This window comes from Streptomyces sp. NPDC046977 (assembly GCF_040644455.1).
GTDB lineage: Bacteria > Actinomycetota > Actinomycetes > Streptomycetales > Streptomycetaceae > Actinacidiphila.
In genome coordinates this window covers 1-21,130 of the sequence record NZ_JBEYWO010000062.1, presented here as the reverse complement: position 1 = coordinate 21,130, position 21,130 = coordinate 1, and the positions used below count along the sequence as shown (strand labels likewise).

The following is a 21,130-nucleotide window of genomic DNA, read 5'->3' as shown; positions in this document are numbered from 1 at the left end:
GGCGCGCCCCCGGCCCCCCCCCCCCCCGCCCGGGGGGGGGGGGGGGCGGCCGCCCCCCCCCCCCCCCGCCACCGGGTGATCCACCCCCGACCCACCCCGGACACCGCACCCTCCTGACGCCGAAAGTGGATGAACGACCATGGGCGATCTGCTCCTGCTCCGCCACGGCGAGACCGCGTGGACCCTGACCCGGCAGCACACCAGCCACACCGACCTCCCGCTCACGCCCCACGGCGAGGAGGAGGCCGCCCGCGTCGCCCCCCTGCTCGCCGCCCACGACGTCGGCCTCGTGCTGACCAGCCCGCTGCGCCGCGCCGTGCGCACGGCGGAACTGGCCGGGGCGACCGCCGCCGAGGTCGATCCCGATCTGCGCGAATGGGACTACGGCGGCTACGAGGGCATCACCACCGCGGAGATCCAGCGCACCCGCCCGGCATGGAACCTGTGGTCCGACGGAGTGGCCCCCGGCCCCGCCGCCCACCCGGGGGAGAGCCCCGGCGACGTGGGCCGCCGCGCCGACCGCGTGCTCGCCCGCGTCGAGTCGATGCTGCGCGACCCCGCCGCCGGCGATGTGCTCCTCGTCGCCCACGGCCACATCCTGCGCGTCCTCACCGCCCGCCGCCTCGGCCTGCCGGCGTCCGCGGGATCACTGTTCGCCCTGGACACCGGCACCGTCAGCCGGCTCGGCGTCGAGCACGGCCGCCCCGTCATCAAGGCCTGGAACAGCACGGGCACCCCGGCGGCGGCGTAGGCCCCGTCGGTCCGCGGGCACCAAGGTCCCGCCGAACGTGGTGTTCCGGGCCCAATGCCCGCTCCCGCCACGGCTCCTAGCCTCGGGAGTGCGGCACACGGCACATCCGGTGCCCCGGGAGCCGTGCCGGGAGAGGACCTGCCATGGCCCGCACACCCCTGCTGGAGGGACTGCACGTCGTCGACCTCGCGAGCTTCATCGCCGGTCCCGCGGCGGCCACGGTGCTCGGGGACTTCGGCGCCGACGTCGTCAAGGTCGAACCACCGCACGTGGGCGACAGCTACCGCGCGCTCAGCCGCTTCCCGCCGAACCCCCGTGCCGAAGGGGTCAACTACCCCTGGCAGCTGGACAACCGCAACAAGCGCAGCATCGCCCTCGACCTGAAGTCCCCACAAGCCCGGCCCGTGGTCGAGCGGTTGGCGGCGTGGGCGGACGTGCTGGTGACCAACTTCCCGCCGCGCACCCGGGCCGGACTGCGTCTGGACTACGACGACCTGGCCCCCCTCAACCCCCGGCTGATCTACGCCGACGTCACCGGCTTCGGCGAGGAGGGACCGGACGCGCACCTGCCCGGCTTCGACGCGACCGCCTTCTGGGCGCGCACCGGCCTGATGGACGTGACGCGCGTTCGCGGGGCGCCGCCGGTGATCAACGCGTTCGGCTCGGGCGACCACCCGACGGCGATCACCTTGTTCGCCGGCATCATGACCGCGCTGTACCGGCGGGAGAGGACCGGCGAGGGCGCCCGCGTCACGGCGTCCCTGATCGCCGAGGGCGCCTGGTCGGCGGGCATGTGGCTGCAGGCGGTCCTGGTCGGCGCCAAGGGCCCCCGCCCGGCCGACCGCACCGACCCGCCGAACGCGCTCGCCAATGTGTACCGCACGGCCGACGACCGCTGGCTGCTGCTGGCCTTCGCCAACGAGGACAAGCAGGTCCCGCTCTTCCTCCGGGCCATCGGCCGTCCCGAGGCGGCCCGCAACCCCGATTACGCCGACACACCGAGCCGCCGCCTCCACGCCGCGGAGATCGCCGCCGTGCTGGACAGGACCTTCGCGACCCGTCCCCTGGCGGAGTGGCGCGAGCTGCTCGACGCCGCGGGCCTCACGTACGGGGTCGTGCAGACTCTCGAGGAGTGCGCCCGCGACCCCCAGTTGCTCGCCAACCGGGTCCTCGTCCCGATCGAGGACGGCGCCGGCGGACAGCATCTGACGGTCGACAGCCCGGTGCGGCTGGACCAGGAACCGAAGGTGCCTCCCCGTCCGGCCCCCGACCTGGGCGAGCACACCGATTCCGTACTGCGTGACCTCGGCTACGACGACGCCGGGATCGCGGGCCTCCGCGAGGCGGCGGCGGTCGACTGAAACGGCGGCGGACGGCGCGGCCCGCGCCGCATCCATCCCTCCCAGGCAAGGCCCCACCATGCGCATCCAGGACGTGACCCAGCAGCTCACCACCCCCTTGGACGCCCCGGCCTACCCGCCGGGCCCCTACCGCTTCACCGACCGGGAGTACCTCGACATTACCTACCGCACCGACCCCGAGGCCCTGGAACGGCTCGTTCCCGAACCCCTGCGGGTCGCCGAACCGACGGTGCGGTTCGAGTTCATGAGAATGCCCGACACCACCGGCCTGGGCGACTACGCCGAGTCCGGCCAGGTACTCTCCGTGGAGTACGAGGGCGAACGGGGCGAGTACGTCCTCGCGATGTACGTCGACAGCCTCCCGGCCATCGCCAGCGGCCGCGAGCTCAGCGCCTACCCGAAGAAGCTCGGCGCCCCGCGGCTGACCGTCGACTCCGACACCCTGGTCGGCACCCTCGACTACGGCTCGCTGCGGGTGGCGACGGCCACCATGGGCTACAAGCACGCCCCGCTCGCCGCGGACCGGGCACGGGACGAGGTCTGCCGCCCCACCTTCATGCTGAAGATCCTCCGCGGCTACACCGGAAAGCCGCGCATCTGCGAACTGGTCAGGTTCCAGGTCACGGACATCACCGTCAAGGGCTCCTGGACCGGCCCCGCCCGGCTGCAGCTCTTCCAGCACGCCCTGGCGACGGTGGCGGACCTGCCGGTGCTCGAAGTCCTCTCCGCCGGCCACATCCTGACCGACCTCACCCTGCCGCCCGCCGAGGTCGTCCACGACTACCTCGCCTGACTCCCCCCGAGGACCACCGCGCCCAGGTGCTCCACGGCGAGCAGTGCGACGTCCAGATCGGTGCGCCGTTCCTGGACCGTGTGCCCCATGGCCTCCTCGGCCTTGCGGATCCGGTACTGCACGGTGTTCTTGTGCAGGATCTGGCGCGCGGCGGTGGCGGTGTGACTGCAACCGGTGGCCAGGAAGACGCGCAGCGTCTCCCGCAGGCGCGAGGCGTGCTCGTCGTCGGCGGCGAGCGGCCCCAGCACCCCTCTGACCCAGGCGCCCAGGGCGTCGACGTCCCCGCACATCAGGGCGATCGGCGCGACCCGGTCGTATGCCGTGAACCGGCAGGCGGACCGTGCGGTCGTGGCCAGTTCCTGCGCGCGCAGGGCCTGCCGGTGGGTGCGGCGGAAGCCCTCGACGCCCTGCTCCACACCTCCGGCGCAGACCCGCACGGCGGGATCGGCGTCCTCCACCAGGTCCGACAGCCGCTCCCAGGGGACCTGGCGGCGCGGGCCCAGCGGCAACCAGGCCCAGGCGAGGACCTCGTCCTGGGGGACGAAGAGCGGGCCGGCGGCGCAGCCCAGGCCCCGGGCGAGTTCGGCGGTGAACCGCCCGAGCCGGGCGGGCGCGGCACCGTCGCGACCGGGCGCCGTGAACCAGGCCACCAGCCCCAGGTGGTGCTGGGCCAGCGGGTAGCCGAGGGCCGGCTCCGCCCGGGCGGGATCGGCGTCCTCCTCCGCGAGGACCTCCCGGACCCGTGCGGCGAGCCCGGCGGTCCCGTTCAGCAGCCAGAGCTCGCGTTCGCGCCGGTGGACCTCGGTGACGCGCTCGGTGACGCGGTCGACCCAGTCGAAGCTCACCGCCAGCATGCGGGCGGTCGTCGCCGCGGACAGCTCCTCGTCCGGCGACCGGCGGTGGAGCCCGTCGAGACACCGCTGCAGAAACCGCCCGTGCGCGATGCGGAAGGCCCTGATCAGCGCGGTGACCGGGATGTCGCGCTGCGCCAGCCGCCGTGCGTACTCCCGGGCCGCCGCGGGTTCCCCGACGGTGTCCGGCGGAATGCCGTTCTCGAGGACGTCCAGCAGGGTCGCGGCAGTCTCCGAGACTGCGGTGTGAAGGAGCCTCAGAAGGGTCCCGTCGCCGCCCAGTTGCGGCAGTTCCGCGACCACGTGGTCCCGGATGTCGCGACTGACCTCCGGCAGGTACGGCCTCATGTGCGCCGCGGTCAGGGAGAGTTGCTTCGCGGCCTCCGGAGTGCTCCCCGTCGTGTCCATGCGCGTCCGCCGCCGTCGCCCTACCGCCTGCCCGCCCCGGCCGGAGGGGCGATCTCCTGTTTGAGGACCTTTCCGGTGGGCCCCTTCGGCAGCGCGTCCACCATCCAGATCCTTCGCGGGTACTTGTACGCGGCGACCCGGCTCTTGACGTACTCCCGCAGCTCCCCGGCCGTGGCGTGGGCCCCCGGCGCGAGGACGACCGCCGCGCCGACCTCCTCGCCGAGATCGGCATCGGGCAGGCCCACGACGGCCGCCTCCGCGACCGCCGGATGCGTGTAGAGCACGGCCTCGATCTCCCGCGGGTACACGTTGTTCCCGCCGCGGATGATGACGTCCTTCTGCCGCCCCACGATCCAGAAGTAGCCGTCCTCGTCGACCCGTCCGAGGTCGCCGGTGTGGAGCCGGCCGTCGCGGATGGCGGCCGCGGTGTCCTCGGGGCGCCGCCAGTAGCCCTTCATCACGTTGTGACCGCTGATCACGATCTCGCCGGTCTCCCCGCACGGCACTTCCTCGCCTTTGCCGTCGACCACCTGCATCCGGACGCCCGGCACCGGGATGCCGACGGAACCCGGCTTGTGCGCGCCCTGGAGGGGGTTGAACGCGGCGACGGGCGAGGTCTCCGACATCCCGTAGCCCTCGAGCACCGCGCAGCCGAACGCGGCCTCGAAGTCGCGCAGCACCTGGCCCGGCAGCGACGCACCGCCGGAGATGCACAGCCGCAGCCGGGACAGGTCGTAGCTCTCCCTGCCGGGCGGCTGCAGCAGCCTGCGGAAGATCGTCGGCACTCCGGCCAGGACGGTCACCCCGTGCTCGGCGAGGACGGCCAGGGCCGACTCCGCGCGGAAGTGCTGGACCAGCGTCAGGCAGGCACCGGCGGTGACGGAGGCGTTGAGCGTGCAGGTCTGGCCGAACGCGTGGAACAGCGGCAGGCCCCCGAAGACCACGTCGCCGGGACCGAGGCGGATCACCTCGGCGGCCACGTCGCGGTTGCGGGTCAGGTTGGCATGGGTCAGCTCCGCGCCCTTCGGGTGCCCCGTCGTCCCGGAGGTGTAGAGGATCACCGCGGTGTCGTCCGCGTGCCGGTCGGTCATGTCCCCGGCGGACGGACCGGACGCGAGCAGCCCGTCGAACCCGCCGGGCTCGACGACGACCACCTCGGCCCCGGCCTGCCGGGCACCGGCCCGCGCCTCGCCGGCGACGGCGTGCCACACGAAGAGCAGCCGCGCACCCGAGTCGCCCAGGTAGTAGGCGACCTCGGGGGACTTGAGCAGCGGGTTCATCGGGACGACGATGCCGCCGGCCCGGAGCGCGCCGAAGTACGCGACGGCGAATTCCGGGGTGTTGGGCAGCATGATCGCGACGCGGTCGCCCGGTGCGACGCCCCGGTCGCGCAGCCGCCGGGCCATCGCGGCGCTGCCCTCGTCGAGGGCGCGGTACGCAACGGTGTCGGACCCGGCGCGCAGTGCCGCGCGGTCCGGGTGGGCGCGGGCGCTGTCCACCAGGTCAGAAGCGAGGTTCATGCCGGAACCGCCCTCCAGCGTCGTGCCGCCGCACCGGGCCGCAGACCAACCGGAGCGCGGTGCAGGCGCCGCTCTCCCTTGTGACGCTACGCCCCGGTGCAGGGCCCGGCCACCGCACGGTGCGGTGGCTCAGTTCGCCGGCGGCAGGTCCACCAGCGCCGCCAGGGCGGCCCGGTGGCGGCCGGGCGTACCCAGCGCGATCTCGTCGGCCTTGGCGCGCTTCAGATACAGGTGCGCGGGGTGCTCCCAGGTCATGCCGATGCCGGCGTGCAACTGGATGCACTCCTCGGCGGCACGCACCGCCACCGGCGCGCAGAACGCCTGCGCCACGGCGACCGCCACCGCCGCCTCCCGGTCGCCGCGCGCGAGCGCGTCGGCGGCGTTGCGGGCGGCGGCACGGGCCTGCACGAGTTCGAGCCACAGGTCCGCGAAACGGTGCTTGAGCGCCTGGAACGAGCCGACCACGCGGCCGAACTGGTGCCGTTCCTTCAGATACCGCACGGTCTCGTCCAGGCACCACTGCGCGACGCCCAGTTGCTCCGACGCCAGCAGTCCCGCCCCGGTCAGCAGGGCGGCACGCACCGCCGCGCCGGCACTCCCGGGACCCGCGACGCGACGGCCCGAAGTCCCCGTGAACGTGATGTCGGCGATGGGCCGGGTCAGGTCGAGCGGCACGGGCACGGAGACCTCGACGCCCTCGGCGTCCGCCCGCACCGCGTACAGCTCCGGGCCCTCGGGACCCAGCGCGGGCACGAGCAGCAGCCCGGCGGCGGAACCGTCCGCCACGCTGGTCACCCGGCCGGTCAGCACTCCGTCCGCGTCCGCGCGCACCGTCGCGGGGAAGGCCGCGTCGGGCGCGGTGGGCAGGGGCACCGCGAGCACCGCCGGCTCCGTGCCCTCGGCGAGCCGGGCCGCCACCGCATCCGCGTCCTCGGTGCCCGCCGCGAGCAGGGCGGACGTCGCCAGCACGGCACTGCCCAGGAACGGAACCGGCGCGACGAAGGCGCCCAGCTCCTCCAGCACCACCGCGGCCTCCCGCGCCGAGGCGCCCTGGCCGCCCAGCTTCTCCGGCACCAGCAGCCCCGCGAGGCCCATCTCCCGCCCGAGCGTGCGCCACAGCGCCCCGTCGTGGGACGCGCCGCCCGCGACATGCGCCAGCACGTCCGCGGGCGCGCACCGGTCCGCGAGCAGCCCGCGCACCGCCGAGCGCAGATCGTCCTCGACGTCGGAGTACAGCAGATCGGAACTCATCGCGGCAGGTCCTTCCACGGGACGTCCTTGTCCGTACGGGGCTCGGAGGGCAGGCCGAGGACCCGCTCGGAGATGATGTTGCGCAGGATCTCGGACGTGCCGCCCTCGATCGAGTTGCCCTTCGCCCGCAGGTAGCGGTACCCGGCGTCGCGGCCGTAGAAGTCGACGATCTCCGGCCGGGTCATCGTCCAGTCGCCGTAGCGCAGTCCGTCCTCGCCCAGCAGCTCGACCTCCAGCCCGCTGACGCGCTGGTTGAGCGCGGCGAACGCCAGCTTCATGCCCGAGCCCTCGGGGCCGGGCGCGCCCACCGCGAGCTGCTGGCGCAGCCGTTCGCCGGTGAGGCGGGTGACCTCGGCGTCCACCCAGAGCCGCAGCAGGCGGTCGTGCAGGTCGGGCGTGCGCAGCTCCGGCCGCTCGCGCCACGTCGCGGCGACCGTGCCGATCATGCCGCCCTCGCGGGGCAGCGCCGTGCCACCGATCGCGACCCGCTCGTTCATCAGCGTCGTCTGCGCCACCCGCCAGCCGTCGCCGACGGCGCCGAGGCGGTGCGCGTCCGGGATCCGGACGCCGGTGAGGAAGACCTCGTTGAACTCCGCCTCGCCCGTGATCTGGCGCAGCGGCCGCACCTCCACCCCGGGGTCGCTCATGTCGCACACGAAGTACGTGATGCCCTGGTGCTTCGGGAGGTCCGGGTCGGTGCGGGCGATCAGGATCGCCCAGCGGGCGTTGTGGGCGTTGGACGTCCACACCTTCTGGCCGGACACGATCCAGTCGTCGCCGTCCCTGACCGCCCGGGTGCGCAGGCCCGCGAGGTCGGACCCGGCGCCCGGCTCGCTGAACAGCTGGCACCAGACCTCCTCACCGGTCCACAGCGGGCGCAGGAAACGGGACTTGTGCTCCTCGGTGCCGTAGCGGAGGACGGTCGGGGCCGCCATTCCCAGCCCGATGCCGATGCGGCGGGGCTCGTTGTCCGGCGCCCCGGCGGCGGTCAGCTCCGCGTCCACCACGGCCTGCAGCGCACGGGGCGCGCCGAGCCCGCCGAGGCCCTCCGGGTAGTGCACCCACGCCAGCCCGGCGTCGAACCGGGCCCGCAGGAAGTCCAGGCGGCCGGTCGCCGCGGGATCGTACGAGGCGAGCAGCGCGCGCACGCGTTCGCGCAGCTCCTCGGGGGTGAGCGTCATGCGGTGCGTACCTCCGCGATCGCGGTTCACTAAGCAAGCGCTTGGAAAGTAACCCACCGGGGCCTGTGGCGTCACCCCCCGGGGGCGGTTCTCCCGTTTTCCCCGCCCGCCCTCCCGTGTGCCCGGCAAGGTCACGCGCCCCGACGCGCGTTGTTGGGGGGCCGGGTTCGGGCCCTCCGGGGCTGCCATTCTGGACAGCACATTTAGGTGCCTCAGGAACTTGCTGCTGCGCGCTCCGGGTTGTGCACCCAAATATGCTCCACAGTCCAGAACGCCACCCTCCCCCAGCTACCGCTGGGAGGTGCCCCCACCGACCCCGCCCCCTCCGTCTCGTCATGCGCCTGATCCCCGGTGGGTGGATATGGACGGCACCGTGCTCGGGCACCCGTTGGCGCAGCGCCAACGACATGCTCCGCCGTCACCGCCGACAGACACCCCACCGGCCGTAAGTCGCCCCAACGGGCCCGGGAGGGGGTGCGCCGGGGTCCGCCCGCAGGCGACGAGCGGAGACTGCGGTGCGCAGCACGTTGGCGTAGACCGCGAGCGCCGAGGACGGACTCCGGAGCGGCGCCGACCCCACAACGCACGCAGCGCAAGGCGGTCACTTACCGCGCCGGGCACACGGGCGGGAGGGCGGGGAAAAAACCCGGAACAGCGAAGCGCAGCGCTACGCGTGGGCCGCAACCCCGGAAGGGGCCCGCAGGCCGCGTGAGGGGCCCTGACAGCCCTGCGCGGCGGCGATCCCGAGCGCCACGAGCAGCGTGACCGTCACGAACACGACGAGCCGTTGCCGCAGCAGTCGCCGGTCCGGGCCGCCGGGACGGCGGTTCGCCGGAGTGCGGCCGGAAGGGGTCCGGGCGGGCGTGCGGGCCGGGGTTCGCGGGGAGGAGGAGGGGGACGGGCCGGGGGCCGGCGTACCCGGCGCCGTGCGCCGCTCCGTCTGCTGGTCGGCGTACGCCTGCGCCCGCGGGCCCGTGGGCCGCTCGGGCCGGGGTCCCGCCGCCCTGGGCACGATGTCCCGCCGGCCCGGACCGTGCCCGCGGGCCTCGCGGGCGGCGATCTCGGCGAGCCGCTCGGAGAGTTGCACGGTGCTGGGCCGTGCTTCCGGATCCTTCGTCAGGCAGGCGTGGACCAGGGGGGCGAGCGAGTCCGGGACGCCCGCGAGGTCCGGCTCCTCGTGGACGACGCGGTAGAGCATGACCTCGGAACTGCCCTGCCCGAAGGGCGAGTCGCCCGTGGCGGCGTAGGCAAGCGTCGCGCCGAAGGCGAAGACGTCCGTCGCGGGGGTGACGGCGGCCCCGCGGACCTGCTCCGGCGCGAGGAAGCCCGGCGAGCCGACGGCCGTGCCGACGTGGGTGAGGGTGCTCGCGCCGGTCGACCAGGCGATGCCGAAGTCGATGATGCGCGGACCCTTGGGCGACAGCAGGATGTTGGAGGGTTTCAGGTCGCGGTGGACGACCCCGGCCTCGTGCACGGCGACCAGGCCCTCGGCCAGGGCGGCGCCGATCGAGGCGACCTCGGCGGCCGGCAGGATGCCGTCGCGGGCGACCTTGTCGTGGAGGGAGGGGCCGGGCACGTACTGGGTGGCGAACCAGGGGCGTTCGGCCTCCAGGTCGGCGGCCACCAGCCGCGCTGTGCAGCCGCCGCGGATGCGCCGGGCGGCGGAGACCTCGCGGGCGAAGCGGGAGCGGAACTCCTGGTCCTCGGCGAGCTCGGGGCGGATCACCTTGAGCGCGACGCGCTGGCCGCGCTTGTCGGCGCCCAGGTACACCACGCCCATGCCGCCCGCGCCGAGTCTCCGGTGCAGCCGGAACGAGCCGACGACACGCGGGTCCTCGCGCCGGAGCCGCATCATCGTCATGTCGTCCATCCCCGCTGCCTGCCCGGCCAGTCTGACGTCGACAGCTTACGGACTGACAGAGCGTCGCGCCGCGAGGCCGCGCCCGCGCCGGACGGGGGATTGTCAGTGCGGGGTGGGATCCTTGAAGAGTGGGGAACGGTCCGGCTGATCCGGGGCCGGATTTTCTTCATGCCGTCAACAATCCATCGGGCAAGGGGGATTGACGCCATGAAAGGTGATCGTGTGGAGATCGTCGTGGACGCGGGGGACACGACCAGGACGTACGAAGTAGTGGCCACCAGGGCAGGTCGCAGGGTCGAGACGGCAGTGCGCCGAGGGGTGGTGGAAGTGAGCGAAGTCACCCGGTCCGGCTCGGTCGTGCGGACCGCGCGCTTCATGGCGACGCGGGTCCTCGCGCTGGTGGAGCAGCCCGTCCCCAGGGACGACACCGAGGAGGGCGACGGGGACTGACCGCCCCGCCGCGCCCCTCCCCGGGACATCCCCTCGGGGATGTCCCGGGGCAGCCGGCCGTCACCTCCACCCACGGGAGTACGCCAGGCGACGCCGAGTCATCCTGGGGGAGGCCGGAGAAGGGGTACGAAGGCATGACGACCCGCCCCGGGCCGCCCGCCTAGTGTTGAGGTCAAGCGGCGGGCGGAGCACTCGTCCCCCGAGGTCAAACGCCCGCCGCCCTGAACATCACCACAAGGATGCACGACCACGGGACCCAGGAGAGGGCCATGGCGAACACGGTGAGCCGCCCGGTGCGGCCGGGGCGCGGCAGCAGGATCGCCGCCTTCGGCATACGTCCGTCCGGCACCCGGCACCCCCTGGTGGCGGTGGCCATGGCCCTGCCGCTGGCGGTACTGCTCGCGGTGGTCTTCGGGGGATGGGACGCGGTCGTCACACAGGCGTCGTCCGTAGCCGGTCTGATGGGGCGCTGACAGATCGCTCCGAGGGTCCGGAAGAGCGGTCCGGACCAGCGACAGCCGGTGAAGTAACCCCGTGGGGACGGGGGTCCGGCGGACGGCATGAGTGCCCGGGTACCTGTGGCGGTACCCGGGCATCTTCTTCAGGTTCTTCAGGTTCTTCCGGCATTGCCACCGTGCGGCGCGCTGCCGCACAGTGGGCCGGTGAAACCAGCAGTGGGGGAGTCGTTGACCAGCAGTGCACCGCCGCTGACGCGCGCCTTGGGGGCGGTCGCGGCAGCGGCCTCGGGGATTCCCGGCCAGGCGCGTGCGCCGGAGCCCGCCGTGCACGCTGTGCTGGCGGAGCGTGCCGAGTCCACGGTCGTGCGCAGCGGCGGCCTGGTCGCCAAGGCCCACGCGGACGACACCGACCCCGAGGCGCTCTCCGTACGGCTGCGCGTGGCCGCGCATCCGCTGCTCGACGGCATCCTGCTCCCCCCGGCGGCACTGCCCGGCCGTGACGGGGCCCTGAGCGCGCCCGTGCAGGGCCGCACGGTGACGCTGTGGCCCTACGGCCGCCCCGTCGATCCCGACGAGACGGACGTCGCGCCCTGGGAGGACGCGGGCACGCTGCTCGCCCGGCTGCACTCGGTTCCGGTCGGCGCGCTGCCCGGCCCGCTGCCGCCCATGCGCGGGCCCGCCAAGGCGGCCCGGGGGGTGGCCCGGATGCTGGCGGCGGGCGCGCCGGATCCGGCCGTCCTGGCGGCCTGGCAGGGGCTGCCCGCCTGGGCCCGCGACGAGGCACCGCAGCCGCGCGAAGATGCCGCGCTGTGCCACGGCGATCTCCACCTGGGCCAACTGGTGCGCCACCCCGTGCCGCTGGGCCCCTGGCGGCTGATCGACGTGGACGACCTCGGGCTCGGCCGGCCCGCCTGGGACCTGGCCCGGCCCGCGATGTGGTTCGCGGCCGGGCTGCTGGACCCCGCCGACTGGGGCCGCTTCCTCGGCGCCTACCGCGCCGCCGGCGGCTCCGCCGTTCCCGCCGACGGCGATCCGTGGCCGCATCTGGACGTGGCGGCACGGGCGTTGGCGGTGCAGACCGCCGCCATAGCCGTCGCCAAGGCCGCGGTGGAGGACCGCGCACTGGACGGAACGGAACAAGCCGTCCTCGACACATGCCGCCGAATCGCGGAAGTAAAGTTCAGTCCAACGCCGGGGGAGAACCCCCGGCCGGTGCGAGCGAGGAGATGAGCCGACGATGCTCTGTCCCAAGTGTCATGGCCAAATGCAGACGTTCAACCGCAGTGGCGTCCAGATCGAGCAGTGCGTCAACTGCCGGGGAATCTTCCTGGACTACGGGGAGCTGGAGGCACTGACCCGGGTGGAGTCGCAGTTCACCCAGCCCGCTCCGCCGCCGCCCGGTTACCCGCAGGCCTACCCGCAGCAGCACGCCGCTCCGGCCTGGGGCGCGCCGCAGCACGGCGGTCACCACGGGGGGCACCACGGCGGCCACCACAAGCACAGCAGCTGGGCGCACATGCTCTTCTCGTCCTGACACGACAGAGGGCCGGAGCGAACGCTCCGGCCCTCTGGGGTGGTGGACGATACTGGGATTGAACCAGTGACCTCTTCCGTGTCAGGGAAGCGCTCTCCCGCTGAGCTAATCGTCCTCGGGAACCACGGGTACCTCTGATACCGCGTGCGCGATACTGGGATTGAACCAGTGACCTCTTCCGTGTCAGGGAAGCGCTCTCCCGCTGAGCTAATCGCGCCTGAGGGAAGACCCTCGGGGGCCGGAGCCCCAGTGGACGATACTGGGATTGAACCAGTGACCTCTTCCGTGTCAGGGAAGCGCTCTCCCGCTGAGCTAATCGTCCGAAGAGGTGGAGACGGGATTTGAACCCGTGTAGACGGCTTTGCAGGCCGTTGCCTCGCCTCTCGGCCACTCCACCAGCGCGGGGGCGGGAACCCCCACTTCGAGCGGACGACGAGATTCGAACTCGCGACCCTCACCTTGGCAAGGTGATGCTCTACCAACTGAGCCACGTCCGCAGCGTCTCTCCCGGAGCTCGCACCCGGGCGGGACCTCGGCCGGGGCGCTTCCGCGTCCCGGCGACGAGTTGAACTCTAGCGGAAGACCGCTCCGCCTCCAAAACGCGTTTTCGCAGCGTGCCGGGTCGGTGACCAGCGCATCTGGCCCGCCGGTGCCGACTTACACTCGCATTCACCCTGACGGACCGACCTGGGAAGCCCCGTGCCCGACCTCGCCCCCCTCGCCAGAATCGGCGGCTTTCTCGCCTCCGACCTGCGGGATGTCACCAGCGACCCCGCCGCACTGGACTCCTCCGGCTTCTGGGCGGTCGTCGCCGGCTTCGAGGGCGGGACGGTCTGCGCGCGCTTCGGCACGGTCGTTCCCGATCCCGGTCCGCCCTCCCGGCGCGCCGCCGCGCGCTGGCGCGGTCCGGCCGCCGGCGCCTGGACGTCCTCCCTGGACCGCGCCGCCTACACCGCCGGAGTGCGCCGCGTACGGGAGTACATCGCGGCCGGCGAGGTCTACCAGGCCAACCTCTGCCGCGTGCTGTCCGCGCCGCTGCCCGACCCGGACGCCGACATCGACGCCCTCGGCGCCGCCCTCGCGCTCGGCAACCCGGCACCGTACGCCGGCACCGTCCGGCTGCCCGGGTACGGCGTGGAGATCGCCACCGCCTCCCCGGAGCTGTTCCTGCGCCGCCGCGACGGCGTGATCGAGTCCGGGCCGATCAAGGGCACCGGCCGCACCGAGGCCGACCTGCTGCCCAAGGACCACGCCGAGAACGTCATGATCGTGGACCTGGTCCGCAACGACCTCGGCAGGGTCTGCGCCACCGGCACGGTCACGGTCCCCGACCTGTGTGTCGTGGAGAAGCACCCCGGCCTGGTCCACCTGGTCTCCACCGTCCGCGGCGAGCTGCGCGAGGACGCCGGCTGGCCCGGCCTGCTGGCCGCCGCCTTCCCGCCCGGCTCCGTCACCGGTGCCCCCAAGTCCAGCGCCCTGCGCATCATCGAGGAGCTGGAGACGGCCCCCCGCGGCCCCTACTGCGGCGGCATCGGCTGGGTCGACGCCGACCGCCGCACCGGCGCCCTCGCGGTCGGCATCCGGACCTTCTGGATCGACCGCTCCGCGCCCGGCGCGCCTCAGTTGCGCTTCGGCACCGGCGCCGGCATCACCTGGGGCTCGGACCCCGGGCGCGAGTGGGACGAGACCGAGCTGAAGGCGTCCCGGCTGCTGGCGGTAGCGTCGGGTGTGTACGACTGCGACGACGAGGCGGAGTGACACGGTGAGCACGACGATCTGGGTCAATGGCGCGCTGCGCGAGGCCGACGACGCCCTGGTGTCCGTGATGGACCACGGAATGACCGTGGGCGACGGCGTCTTCGAGACGCTCAAGGCCTCGCACGGCACGGCCTTCGCCATGGACCGGCACCTGCGGCGCCTGGCCCGCTCGGCGGAGGGCCTGGGCCTGCCGGAGCCCGACCTCGACGCGGTGCGGCACGCCTGCGAGGCGGTCTTGGCCGCCGATCCGGTGCCGCTGGGCCGGCTGCGGATCACCTACACCGGCGGCACCTCGCCGCTCGGCTCCGAACGCGGCACCGCCGGCCCGACCCTCGTGGTCGCCCTCGGCTCCGCGAACCCGCGCCCGGACAGCACCGCCGTGATCACGGTGCCGTGGACGCGCAACGAGAAGGGCGCCCTGGCCGGGCTGAAGACCACGTCCTACGGAGAGAACGTCGTCGCCCTGGCCCGCGCCCACCGCGAGGGCGCCTCGGAGGCCCTGTTCGCCAACACTCAGGGGGCGCTCTGCGAGGGCACCGGCTCCAACGTCTTCGTCGTCGTGGGCGGCAAGCTGCTCACCCCGCCGCTGGCCTCCGGCTGCCTGGCCGGGATCACCCGCGAGCTGGTGGCCGACTGGGCCGGCGCCGAGGAGGCGGACCTGCCGCTGGACGTGCTCGACGAGGCCGACGAGATCTTCCTGACCTCCACCCTGCGCGACGTGCAGGCCGTCCACCGCACGGACGCCCGCGAACTGCCCGGCACACCCGGCCCGGTGACCGCCAAGGCGATGCGCGTCTTCGCCGAACGCGCGGCGGAGAACACCAACCCGTGACGTACGGGCCCCGACCGAGTAGAACCCCACCATGACCACCACGCTGCGACCCGCGGAGCCCGAACAGACGTGGCGCGGCGGCGTCCGCGCCCGCCGCTACCACATCTGCGTCAACGGCCGCCCCGTGGGCGAGACGACGCTGTGCACGGACGCCCGGTTCGGCCCGGAAGCCGGCCGTATCGCCGCCTTGCGGATCGAGCACGGCCAGCAGCGCCGGGGCCGCGGCACGGTCGCCGCCCTCGCCGCCGAGGAGGTGCTGCGGGACTGGGGCTGCCGCCGGATCGAGGTCACCGTCCGGTCCGGTGAGACCGCCGCCTTCCGGCTGGCCAGGACGCTCGGCTACACCGAGCGGAACCGCAACATGCTCAAGGCGCTCCCCGACGCGCCGCCCGTGCTGCCGGAGGGCAGCGAGCTGCGGCCGATGACCGAGGCGGAGTTCCCGGTATGGCTGCACCGGATGGCCGAGGACTACGTGCTCAGCTGGACGTCGCGCGGTGTGCCCGAGGCGCAGGCCCGCGCCAAGTCCGAGGTCGACTTCCGTTCCCTGCTGCCGGAGGGCCTGGCGACCCCGGACACCTCGCTGCGGCTCCTGCGGACCGGCGGCGAGGACGTGGGCGACCTGTGGGTGGGCCGCCGCGCCACGGACGACGGCGAGCCCTCCGGCTTCGTCTTCAAGGTCCATGTGGAAGCCGCCCACCGCGGCCGCGGCCACGGGCGCACCCTGATGCTCGCCGCCGAGGGCGCCTGCGTCGCCGACGGGCTGCAGTGGCTCGGCCTCAACGTCTTCGCCGGCAACGATCCCGCGCTGCGGCTGTACGAGTCGCTGGGCTACCGCACCACGCAGGTCCACTTCGCCAAACCGCTGCTCTGAGAGCGGCGGCCGCGCCCCTACCGCCCGAGCAGCCGGTCGGCCACCGCCTCGACGCGCTCGCGCAGCCCCTCCTGGCTCTTCCCGCCGTCGAACCGTTCCCCGCCGATGACGTAGGTGGGGGTCCCGGTCACGCCGATCGCCTTGCCCTCCGCCTGGTCCGCGTCGACGATCAGCAGGTGGCGGCCGTCGACGAGCGCCGTGTCGAACTCCTCGGCGTCCAGCCCGAGCTCCGCCGCGATGTCCACGAGCAGCGGCTCCCCCCGGCTGCCGAGCTCCTCCGTGCGCGCGAGGACGGCTTCGGCGTACTCCCATCCGCGACCCTGCGCGAAGGCCTCCTCGACGGCCTGGGCGGCGGCGTAGGAGTGCTTGTGCTTCTCCAGCGGGAAGTGGCGCAGCTGGATCTCCAGGGCGTCGCCGTAGGTCTCCCGCAGCGTGCGGAGGTCGGTCAGGGCGGCCGCGCAGTCGGGGCACTGGAGTTCGCACCAGAACTCCAGGAGGGCGGTGCCGGGGGTCGCTTCGTTCATGGGGCCAGTCTCCCACCGGGGGAGGAGGCGTCCCGGAGATCACCCTGACGTTGCCCGCGCACCATGGCCCGGCAGGGCCGCACAGGTGCACGATGGAGGCAGAAGTCCCTTTTGGAGGAGCTGCGCATGCTGACCTCGACCGTGTGTGTGGCGCTGTCCGCCGCGGGCCTCGCCATCGCGGTGCTCACCGCGTACCGCCGCAGGTTCTCCCGGGCGGTACGCATCGCCGCCGTGGCGCTGCTGCCCGTCGGGTTCTGGATGACGGGGCTGGCCACCCTGGGCGGCAAGGTGGTCGCCGCCGTGGGGGACTGGACGGCCGGCCTGGTCTTCAAGCCCTCGGTGTGGGCGGGGTTCGGCGTCCTCGCGCTGGCCGTCGTGCTCTACGCGGTGGGCCGGATCGCGGGACGGCGCGGAGCCGCGCCCGAGCGGCGGGGGACGCCCGCGGCCGTGCCCGGCGCGAGTGCTCCGGCGCTCGGCGCGGGCCGGCGGCCGGATCCACGACCGGAGTCCAAGAAGGCCAAGGAGAAGATCAAAACCGATCCCGACCTGGCCGAATTCGGTGAGATCGAGGAGATCCTCAAGCGCCGGGGCATCTGAGCGGCGTGTTGGTCGCGGGGGCCGGTGGCACTGCGCCATCATCGCGGTGGTGCAAACCCCAACTACCGCCCCCAGGGCGTTAGTTGGCGTGCCCTGGGGCGTACGGTTGTGCGAGTTCGTGCCCCTGCCGAACGTCCCACGACCTTGTAAGGCCATGGAACTCGAAAACGACGAGCCGCGCGGTTGCCTCTTCGCGCTCTCCCAGCCGCCGCTGATGCTGTTCCTGACCGTCATCGGCGGCCTGCTCGGCCTCGGCGGGCTCTACGACCTCTGGCCGTTCTGAGCCGGGACCGCCACCGCCTCGCGGCGCCGCGCCCGGTACGCCGCCACGTGGAGCCGGTTGCCGCAGGTGCGGCTGTCGCAGTAGCGGCGGGAGCGGTTGCGGGACAGGTCCACGAAGGCGCGGCGGCAGTCGGGCGCGTCGCAGTGGCGCAGCCGCTCGCGCTCGCCGGCCACCAGGATGAACGCCAGGGCCATGCCGCAGTCCGCAGCCAGGTGGTTCGCCAGCGACGCCCCGGGGGCGAAGTAGTGCACGTGCCAGTCGTAGCCGTCGTGGTCCGTCAGACGGGGAGTGGTGCCCGCCTCGGCGACCAGCGCGTTGACCACCGCGGCCGCCGCCGGCGTGCTCGGGGCAACGAAGGTCTGCGCGAAGAGGCCGCGTATCCTGCGGACGGCCAGCAGGTCCTGCTCGTCGAGCGTGTTCACTTCGCTGATCTGGTTGCGCTCCACGAAGGCCTGCAGGGCCGTGAGGTCGGGGAGCCCTTCCCGGCCGTCGCTCTCCGGCGTGGTGTTGATCAGGTCCACCACGCAGTCGAGCGCGCACCTGGTGTCATGGTTGATCAGCACGGAATCGCTCTCTCCCTGGCCTTGTGGGGCGGGCGTTCCGGTGACTGTAGCGCGAGAGCCGCCGTCGTGGAGCGGCACGGCTCCGCGGCGGCGGCTTCGGCGGGTCGGGTCCGCGCCGTACCCCCGAGATGCGTACGGCAGCGGACGGTCGGCGGACTCAGCTCTCGGCGAGGATGTGCGAGAGCTCGGTGTCCAGATCGAAGTGTCGATGCTCGGTACCGGGCGGCACCGCGGCGTCGGTCCGCTTGAGGAACGACTCCAGGGCGCGCGCCGGGGCCTCCAGCAGCGCCTCCCCCTCGGGAGAGCTGAGGGCGATGCAGACGACGCCCTGACCGTGACTGCGGGACGGCCAGACCCGGACGTCGCCGGTACCGGTGGGCCGGTGCAGCCCTTCGGCGAGCAGGTCGCGGGCGAAGACCCATTCGACCGTCTCCTCGGCACCGGTGTGGAAAGTGGCGTGCACGGCGTAGGGATCGGCCGTGTCGTACCGCAAGCCCGCGGGCACGGGCAGTGACGATTCGCTCGACACAACGAGGCGCAGGTGCAGCTCGCAGCTGACCGTGGTGTTCATAAGCGCCAGGGCCTTTCGCTCAGTGTGCGCTCGGGGATTCGCACGTCGGCGAAATCGACATGCCACCTGCGGGGACGTTGTAAACCCCTCTGACGGGTTTGTGAGGGTTCCGGTACCTCGTCCGGCCGAGTTCTTTTCCTCCCCGGCGAGCCATTCCGGTGAGGGAGTGAGGTCGGGTACGTTGGAGAACATGACTGCGGAGAGTGACGAGCGAAGGACGGCCGTGGCCACGGATCCCGCCGACAACGACGGCACCGAGGGCGACGGGCCGGGACCGGACGGTTCCGAACGCCCGCTGGGCTCCCGGGCACCGCTCTTCATCCGGCGGTCCCGGGCGCTCCACGTGAGCTGGCAGGTCGGCGTCTTCGTCATCGGCCTCGCCATTGTCGGCGGCGGCATCGTCCTGCTCCCGCTGCCCGGTCCCGGCTGGGTGATCATCTTCGCCGGGATGGCCGTATGGGCGACCGAGTTCGTCTGGGCCCAGCTCGTGCTGCGCTGGACCAAGCGAAAGGTCACCGAGGCCGCCCAGAAGGCGCTCGACCCGAAGGTCCGGCGGCGCAACATCGTCCTCACCTCCGTCGGCCTCGTGATCGTCGGCGCCCTGCTCGGCTACTACCTGTGGCGCTTCGGCTTCGTCATGCCGTGGCGCGCGGGCATGAGCTGACGCGGGCAGCCCGGTCCGGGCCACGGCTGACATGCGGTAATGTTGTCCCCGCGACGGGCGATTAGCTCAGCGGGAGAGCACTTCGTTCACACCGAAGGGGTCACTGGTTCGATCCCAGTATCGCCCACCGTCACGAGGGCCCAGAGGCTTCCCGCCTCCGGGCCCTCGCCCTTTTCCCCCGCCCTCCCCCAACCTTCGGCCGGGGGGATCCCCATGGCGCTCGCGGGTTACCCCGCGATTCGTGTACCGCGGTCTCCGCTCGTCTCCCCCAGCTACCGCTGGGAGGTGCCCCCACGGTCGCACCCCGCCACACCCCCTCCCGGGCCGGTTGGGGCGACTTACGGCCGGTGGGGGCTCGGTAAGGCACTTGCGTTGACCCCGGACGGCCTTTTCGCCCACCCACCGGGGATCAGGCGCATGGCGAGACGGAGGGGGCGGGGTCGGAGGGGTGGTGTTCTGGACTGTGGAGCATATTTGGGTGCACAACCCGGGGTGCGCAGCCGAGGGTGCCTGAGGCACCTAAATGTGCTGTCCAGAATGGCAGCCCCGGAGGCCCCGCACCCGGCCCCCCAACAACGCGCGTCGGGGTGCGTGACTTCATGGGGCACACGGGCGGGAGGGCGGGGGAAAAACCCGGCCCCTCAGTGGAGGCGGCGCAACCGCCGCCTGAGGCGGCCAACCTCCCGCAACCGCCGCTCGTACGTCGCGCCCAGCGCGACCAGCACCAACCCCGCCACCCCCAACGGCACCCACCGGGGCACCGCGTCCAGCGCCTGCGCGACGAAGGGCGCGAGCTCGTGGACCGCGTCGAGGGCGAGGACGGCGCCGCCGAGGAGGAGCGGAGCGGCCAGCCGCCGGGCCGCGCCCAGCAGCGTGACGGCGAGGGCGGCGGCGCCGAGCAGCAGGGGCCGGGGCCATCCCGGGTCGCCCCAGGCGGTGACGAGCGAGGGCAGCAGCGTGACGGCGAGCCCGGGGCCGTAGGCGAGCCAGGAGGAGACCGCGGGGTCGCGGCGCCGCGCGAGCAGCCCGAGGGCGAGGGCGACCGCGCCGACCGGGGCGGTGTACGCCTCGGGCGTCGTGACCCCGGACGCCGCGAGGCGGACCCACAGCGCCGCGACGAGCAGCGCGGTCGCGACGTGGTGGAGCCGGCGCCGTTCGGCCCGGAGTCCGGCGACCGCGGCCATGACGGCCCCGGCGCAGGCCAGTGCGAGGGCCAGCGGTGCGGGCTCGCCGGCCGCGAGGCTGAGCGCGAGGGCGGCGGCCGCGTACCCGGGGTACTCGAAGGCGCGGGCGGTCCGGGTCAGGGCGAGTGCCTGGGCGGCCGCGGCGACGCCCAGGACGGCGAAGGCGGCCTCGTGCGGCGGCCACCCCGCGACGAGGGGCCCGTCCCATGCCAGGCCCGCCGCGCAGGCCGTCGCGCAGGCGGCGCTGACCGCCCGCGTGCGGGGCGCGGCGGCGAAGAGGGCGCCGTACGCGACGAGCAGCAGCGCCAGCACGGTGAGCGTCAGCGGGCCGTCCTCGTGCACCCACCCGATCGTGGTGACCGCCAGGACGCCCGCCGTGGTGAGCGCGACGGGTGCGAGGGCGACGGCCGACAGTGCCAGGAGGGCGGCGACGGCGGCCACACGCACGAGGGGCAGGTCGACGGTGCAGAGCGCGGCCGCGGCCGCCACGACCGCGCCGGAGGCCGCGGGGCGGGAGTCCAGGCGGCGGGCGGCGGCCGCGAGCGTCGCGGCGGCGAGTCCGGCGACGACGGGCGCCGCGAAGGGTCCGTGGAAGTCGTCGGGGGTGAGGAGGGCGACGGTGAGCGGCGGCAGGGCCCACAGGACGGTCACGGCGCCGGCGGCGGCCGCGCCGGAGGCCAGGCCGGCGGTCACCGCGCGGCGCAGGGGGAGGGCCGCCGCGGCGGCCAGTGCCGTCGTCGCGCACAGCAGGTAGCCGACGGCGGCCCAGTCGTCCGGCACCAGGAGGCGGACGGCCCCGCCGGCCGCCGCGACCGCGGACACCGCGGCGACGCCGGCGAGGATGCCCACGACGGGCGCGGCCGG

The 21,130-nt window shown here is 73.7% G+C and carries 21 protein-coding genes, 6 tRNA genes and 1 pseudogene; 14 read left to right on the top strand and 14 right to left on the bottom strand.

From position 1 onward, the window contains the following. Positions 1 to 139 precede the first annotated feature (139 nt). The 3 genes from ABZ883_RS42045 (at position 140) to ABZ883_RS42035 (ending at position 2,905) form a co-directional block, all read left to right on the top strand. Entirely contained in the window at positions 140 to 751 is a 612-nt protein-coding gene (locus ABZ883_RS42045; RefSeq protein ID WP_360917262.1) for a histidine phosphatase family protein, read from the top strand. A 143-nt stretch (positions 752 to 894) separates the two neighbouring features. After that, the gene (locus tag ABZ883_RS42040) at positions 895 to 2,112 is read left to right on the top strand and encodes a CoA transferase (protein ID WP_360917259.1); all 1,218 of its coding nucleotides are present in this window, start codon (positions 895 to 897) and stop codon (positions 2,110 to 2,112) included. Between the two features lie 58 nt (positions 2,113 to 2,170). Further along, the gene (locus ABZ883_RS42035; protein ID WP_360917256.1) at positions 2,171 to 2,905 is read left to right on the top strand and encodes an acetoacetate decarboxylase; all 735 of its coding nucleotides are present in this window, start codon (positions 2,171 to 2,173) and stop codon (positions 2,903 to 2,905) included. Here the strand turns inward: ABZ883_RS42035 and ABZ883_RS42030 are convergent. The 5 genes from ABZ883_RS42030 to ABZ883_RS42010 form a co-directional block, all read right to left on the bottom strand. Beyond that, the gene (locus ABZ883_RS42030) at positions 2,893 to 4,164 is read right to left on the bottom strand and encodes a helix-turn-helix domain-containing protein (RefSeq protein ID WP_360917253.1); all 1,272 of its coding nucleotides are present in this window, start codon (positions 4,162 to 4,164) and stop codon (positions 2,893 to 2,895) included. The genes ABZ883_RS42035 and ABZ883_RS42030 overlap by 13 nt on opposite strands. Before the next feature lie 20 nt (positions 4,165 to 4,184). Next, positions 4,185 to 5,684, bottom strand: a complete 1,500-nt coding sequence (locus tag ABZ883_RS42025) for a long-chain fatty acid--CoA ligase (RefSeq protein WP_360917250.1) — start codon at positions 5,682 to 5,684, stop codon at positions 4,185 to 4,187. A 129-nt stretch (positions 5,685 to 5,813) separates the two neighbouring features. Next, positions 5,814 to 6,935, bottom strand: a complete 1,122-nt coding sequence (locus ABZ883_RS42020) for an acyl-CoA dehydrogenase family protein (RefSeq protein WP_360917247.1) — start codon at positions 6,933 to 6,935, stop codon at positions 5,814 to 5,816. Beyond that, a complete protein-coding gene (locus ABZ883_RS42015; protein WP_360917244.1) occupies positions 6,932 to 8,116 on the bottom strand; it encodes an acyl-CoA dehydrogenase family protein in 1,185 nt (394 codons plus the stop codon). Before ABZ883_RS42015 ends, ABZ883_RS42020 begins: the two co-directional genes overlap by 4 nt. Positions 8,117 to 8,783: 667 nt before the next feature. Next, the gene (locus ABZ883_RS42010) at positions 8,784 to 9,977 is read right to left on the bottom strand and encodes a serine/threonine-protein kinase (RefSeq protein WP_360917271.1); all 1,194 of its coding nucleotides are present in this window, start codon (positions 9,975 to 9,977) and stop codon (positions 8,784 to 8,786) included. A gap of 207 nt (positions 9,978 to 10,184) precedes the next feature. Between ABZ883_RS42010 and ABZ883_RS42005 the strand changes: the two genes are divergently transcribed. The 4 genes from ABZ883_RS42005 (at position 10,185) to ABZ883_RS41990 (ending at position 12,419) form a co-directional block, all read left to right on the top strand. Next, the gene (locus tag ABZ883_RS42005) at positions 10,185 to 10,427 is read left to right on the top strand and encodes a hypothetical protein (protein WP_360917241.1); all 243 of its coding nucleotides are present in this window, start codon (positions 10,185 to 10,187) and stop codon (positions 10,425 to 10,427) included. A gap of 269 nt (positions 10,428 to 10,696) precedes the next feature. Next, entirely contained in the window at positions 10,697 to 10,900 is a 204-nt protein-coding gene (locus tag ABZ883_RS42000; protein WP_360917238.1) for a hypothetical protein, read from the top strand. 213 nt (positions 10,901 to 11,113) lie between these two features. Next, positions 11,114 to 12,115, top strand: a complete 1,002-nt coding sequence (locus ABZ883_RS41995; RefSeq protein ID WP_360917268.1) for an aminoglycoside phosphotransferase family protein — start codon at positions 11,114 to 11,116, stop codon at positions 12,113 to 12,115. 7 nt (positions 12,116 to 12,122) lie between these two features. Further along, positions 12,123 to 12,419, top strand: a complete 297-nt coding sequence (locus tag ABZ883_RS41990) for a zf-TFIIB domain-containing protein (RefSeq protein WP_360917235.1) — start codon at positions 12,123 to 12,125, stop codon at positions 12,417 to 12,419. A gap of 40 nt (positions 12,420 to 12,459) precedes the next feature. Here ABZ883_RS41990 and ABZ883_RS41985 read toward each other — a convergent pair. The 5 genes from ABZ883_RS41985 to ABZ883_RS41965 all read right to left on the bottom strand — a co-directional run bounded on the left by ABZ883_RS41985 (position 12,460) and on the right by ABZ883_RS41965 (position 12,916). Then, positions 12,460 to 12,534 (bottom strand) — tRNA-Val (locus tag ABZ883_RS41985). 30 nt (positions 12,535 to 12,564) lie between these two features. After that, positions 12,565 to 12,636: transfer RNA gene (locus ABZ883_RS41980), tRNA-Val, on the bottom strand. Between the two features lie 33 nt (positions 12,637 to 12,669). Then, positions 12,670 to 12,741: transfer RNA gene (locus tag ABZ883_RS41975), tRNA-Val, on the bottom strand. Positions 12,742 to 12,745: 4 nt separating this feature from the next. After that, a tRNA-Cys gene (locus tag ABZ883_RS41970) sits at positions 12,746 to 12,816 on the bottom strand. 27 nt (positions 12,817 to 12,843) lie between these two features. Beyond that, a tRNA-Gly gene (locus tag ABZ883_RS41965) sits at positions 12,844 to 12,916 on the bottom strand. A 202-nt stretch (positions 12,917 to 13,118) separates the two neighbouring features. Between ABZ883_RS41965 and ABZ883_RS41960 the strand changes: the two genes are divergently transcribed. The 3 genes from ABZ883_RS41960 to ABZ883_RS41950 all read left to right on the top strand — a co-directional run bounded on the left by ABZ883_RS41960 (position 13,119) and on the right by ABZ883_RS41950 (position 15,880). After that, on the top strand, positions 13,119 to 14,177 hold the full coding sequence (locus ABZ883_RS41960; protein ID WP_360917232.1) for a chorismate-binding protein: 1,059 nt from the start codon (positions 13,119 to 13,121) through the stop codon (positions 14,175 to 14,177). 67 nt (positions 14,178 to 14,244) lie between these two features. Further along, entirely contained in the window at positions 14,245 to 15,009 is a 765-nt protein-coding gene (locus ABZ883_RS41955) for an aminodeoxychorismate lyase (protein ID WP_360917265.1), read from the top strand. Between the two features lie 31 nt (positions 15,010 to 15,040). After that, the gene (locus ABZ883_RS41950; RefSeq protein WP_360917229.1) at positions 15,041 to 15,880 is read left to right on the top strand and encodes a GNAT family N-acetyltransferase; all 840 of its coding nucleotides are present in this window, start codon (positions 15,041 to 15,043) and stop codon (positions 15,878 to 15,880) included. Between the two features lie 17 nt (positions 15,881 to 15,897). Here the strand turns inward: ABZ883_RS41950 and ABZ883_RS41945 are convergent, their stop codons facing one another. Beyond that, positions 15,898 to 16,404, bottom strand: coding sequence for a DsbA family protein (locus ABZ883_RS41945; protein ID WP_360917226.1), 507 nt, complete (start codon positions 16,402 to 16,404; stop codon positions 15,898 to 15,900). Between the two features lie 126 nt (positions 16,405 to 16,530). On the opposite strand from ABZ883_RS41945, the gene ABZ883_RS41940 reads away from it, so the two are divergent. After that, positions 16,531 to 17,001, top strand: coding sequence for a hypothetical protein (locus ABZ883_RS41940; protein WP_360917223.1), 471 nt, complete (start codon positions 16,531 to 16,533; stop codon positions 16,999 to 17,001). A 154-nt stretch (positions 17,002 to 17,155) separates the two neighbouring features. Continuing rightward, the gene (locus ABZ883_RS41935; protein ID WP_319665437.1) at positions 17,156 to 17,284 is read left to right on the top strand and encodes a hypothetical protein; all 129 of its coding nucleotides are present in this window, start codon (positions 17,156 to 17,158) and stop codon (positions 17,282 to 17,284) included. On the opposite strand, the gene ABZ883_RS41930 is transcribed toward ABZ883_RS41935, so the two are convergent. Both ABZ883_RS41930 and ABZ883_RS41925 read right to left on the bottom strand, forming a co-directional pair. Continuing rightward, entirely contained in the window at positions 17,263 to 17,847 is a 585-nt protein-coding gene (locus ABZ883_RS41930; RefSeq protein WP_360917218.1) for a CGNR zinc finger domain-containing protein, read from the bottom strand. The two genes, ABZ883_RS41935 and ABZ883_RS41930, sit on opposite strands and share 22 nt — an antisense overlap. 157 nt (positions 17,848 to 18,004) lie before the next feature. After that, complete coding sequence (locus ABZ883_RS41925) at positions 18,005 to 18,418, bottom strand: SsgA family sporulation/cell division regulator (RefSeq protein ID WP_003959770.1); 414 nt, start codon at positions 18,416 to 18,418, stop codon at positions 18,005 to 18,007. A 190-nt stretch (positions 18,419 to 18,608) separates the two neighbouring features. Between ABZ883_RS41925 and ABZ883_RS41920 the strand changes: the two genes are divergently transcribed. Together ABZ883_RS41920 and ABZ883_RS41915 are read left to right on the top strand one after the other, a co-directional pair. Then, on the top strand, positions 18,609 to 19,082 hold the full coding sequence (locus ABZ883_RS41920) for a TIGR02611 family protein (RefSeq protein WP_360917215.1): 474 nt from the start codon (positions 18,609 to 18,611) through the stop codon (positions 19,080 to 19,082). Positions 19,083 to 19,137: 55 nt separating this feature from the next. After that, positions 19,138 to 19,209: transfer RNA gene (locus ABZ883_RS41915), tRNA-Val, on the top strand. Between the two features lie 514 nt (positions 19,210 to 19,723). Here ABZ883_RS41915 and ABZ883_RS41910 read toward each other — a convergent pair. Continuing rightward, positions 19,724 to 21,130, bottom strand: a pseudogene (locus tag ABZ883_RS41910) (hypothetical protein); the annotation flags it as partial.